This window comes from Peribacillus huizhouensis, from assembly GCF_014138605.1.
Taxonomy (GTDB): Bacteria; Bacillota; Bacilli; order Bacillales; family DSM-1321; genus Peribacillus; species Peribacillus huizhouensis.
This window is the reverse complement of sequence record NZ_JACJHX010000047.1, coordinates 1-2,934: the sequence shown is the minus strand read 5'-3', so window position 1 is coordinate 2,934 and position 2,934 is coordinate 1. Positions and strand designations below refer to the sequence as shown.

At 52.8% G+C, this 2,934-nt stretch carries 1 rRNA gene; it reads right to left on the bottom strand.

Annotation, left to right across the window (positions count from 1 at the left end):
• Positions 1–2,934, bottom strand: a 23S ribosomal RNA gene (locus tag HNP81_RS23500); the annotation flags it as partial.

Genomic DNA, 2,934 nt, shown 5'->3' with positions numbered 1-2,934 from the left:
GGTTAAGTCCTCGATCGATTAGTATCAGTCAGCTCCACATGTCGCCACGCTTCCACCTCTGACCTATCAACCTGATCATCTTTCAGGGATCTTACTAGCTTACGCTATGGGAAATCTCATCTTGAGGGGGGCTTCATGCTTAGATGCTTTCAGCATTTATCCCGTCCGCACGTAGCTACCCAGCGATGCTCTTGGCAGAACAACTGGTACACCAGCGGTGCGTCCATCCCGGTCCTCTCGTACTAAGGACAGCTCCTCTCAAATTTCCTGCGCCCACGACGGATAGGGACCGAACTGTCTCACGACGTTCTGAACCCAGCTCGCGTACCGCTTTAATGGGCGAACAGCCCAACCCTTGGGACCGACTACAGCCCCAGGATGCGATGAGCCGACATCGAGGTGCCAAACCTCCCCGTCGATGTGGACTCTTGGGGGAGATAAGCCTGTTATCCCCGGGGTAGCTTTTATCCGTTGAGCGATGGCCCTTCCATGCGGAACCACCGGATCACTAAGCCCGACTTTCGTCCCTGCTCGACTTGTAGGTCTCGCAGTCAAGCTCCCTTGTGCCTTTACACTCTACGAATGATTTCCAACCATTCTGAGGGAACCTTTGGGCGCCTCCGTTACATTTTAGGAGGCGACCGCCCCAGTCAAACTGCCCGCCTGACACTGTCTCCCGCCCCGATAAGGGGCGCGGGTTAGAATTTCAATACAGCCAGGGTAGTATCCCACCGACGCCTCGACCGAAGCTGGCGCTCCGGCTTCACAGGCTCCTACCTATCCTGTACAAGCTGTACCAAAATTCAATATCAGGCTGCAGTAAAGCTCCACGGGGTCTTTCCGTCCTGTCGCGGGTAACCTGCATCTTCACAGGTACTATAATTTCACCGAGTCTCTCGTTGAGACAGTGCCCAGATCGTTACGCCTTTCGTGCGGGTCGGAACTTACCCGACAAGGAATTTCGCTACCTTAGGACCGTTATAGTTACGGCCGCCGTTTACTGGGGCTTCGGTTCAAAGCTTCGCCTTGCGGCTAACCTCTCCCCTTAACCTTCCAGCACCGGGCAGGCGTCAGCCCCTATACTTCGCCTTGCGGCTTTGCAGAGACCTGTGTTTTTGCTAAACAGTCGCCTGGGCCTATTCACTGCGGCTTTTCCGGGCTATTCACCCTAAAAAGCACCCCTTCTCCCGAAGTTACGGGGTCATTTTGCCGAGTTCCTTAACGAGAGTTCTCTCGCACACCTTAGGATTCTCTCCTCGCCTACCTGTGTCGGTTTGCGGTACGGGCACCCTACATCTCACTAGAGGCTTTTCTTGGCAGTGTGGAATCAGGAACTTCGGTACTATATTTCCCTCGCCATCACAGCTCCGCCTTGATGGAAACGGGATTTTCCTCGTTTCCGGCCTAACTGCTTGGACGCGCATATCCAACAGCGCGCTTACCCTATCCTCCTGCGTCCCCCCATCGCTCAAACGATGTATAGGTGGTACAGGAATATCAACCTGTTGTCCATCGCCTACGCTTTTCAGCCTCGGCTTAGGTCCCGACTAACCCTGAGCGGACGAGCCTTCCTCAGGAAACCTTAGGCATTCGGTGGAAGGGATTCTCACCCTTCTTTCGCTACTCATACCGGCATTCTCACTTCTAAGCGCTCCACCAGTCCTTCCGGTCTAGCTTCAACGCCCTTAGAACGCTCTCCTACCACGGATACCATACGGTATCCATCCACAGCTTCGGTGTTACGTTTAGCCCCGGTACATTTTCGGCGCAGAGTCACTCGACCAGTGAGCTATTACGCACTCTTTAAATGATGGCTGCTTCTAAGCCAACATCCTGGTTGTCTAAGCAACTCCACATCCTTTTCCACTTAACGTAAACTTGGGGACCTTAGCTGGTGGTCTGGGCTGTTTCCCTCTTGACTACGGATCTTATCACTCGCAGTCTGACTCCCGAGAATAAGTATTTGGCATTCGGAGTTTGACTGAATTCGGTAACCCGTTGGGGGCCCCTAGTCCAATCAGTGCTCTACCTCCAATACTCTCATCTCGAGGCTAGCCCTAAAGCTATTTCGGAGAGAACCAGCTATCTCCAGGTTCGATTGGAATTTCTCCGCTACCCACACCTCATCCCCGCACTTTTCAACGTGCGTGGGTTCGGGCCTCCATTCAGTGTTACCTGAACTTCACCCTGGACATGGGTAGATCACCTGGTTTCGGGTCTACGACCTCATACTCATGCGCCCTATTCAGACTCGCTTTCGCTGCGGCTCCGTCTTATCAACTTAACCTTGCATGAAATCGTAACTCGCCGGTTCATTCTACAAAAGGCACGCTATCACCCATTAACGGGCTCTAACTACTTGTAGGCACACGGTTTCAGGATCTATTTCACTCCCCTTCCGGGGTGCTTTTCACCTTTCCCTCACGGTACTGGTTCACTATCGGTCACTAGGTAGTATTTAGCCTTGGGAGATGGTCCTCCCTGCTTCCGACGGGATTTCTCGTGTCCCGCCGTACTCAGGATCCACTCAGGAGGGAACGAAGTTTCAACTACAGGGTTTTTACCTTCTTTGACGGACCTTTCCAGATCTCTTCATTTACCCCGTTCCTTTGTAACTCCATGTTGAGTGTCCTACAACCCCAAGAGGCAAGCCTCTTGGTTTGGGCTATCTTCCGTTTCGCTCGCCGCTACTCAGGAAATCGCGTTTGCTTTCTCTTCCTCCGGGTACTTAGATGTTTCAGTTCCCCGGGTCTGCCTTCAGTACCCTATGTATTCAGGTAAAGATACTGTTCCATTACGAACAGTGGGTTTCCCCATTCGGAAATCTCCGGATCAAAGCTTACTTACAGCTCCCCGAAGCATATCGGTGTTAGTCCCGTCCTTCATCGGCTCCTAGTGCCAAGGCATCCACCGTGCGCCCTTTCTAACTTAACC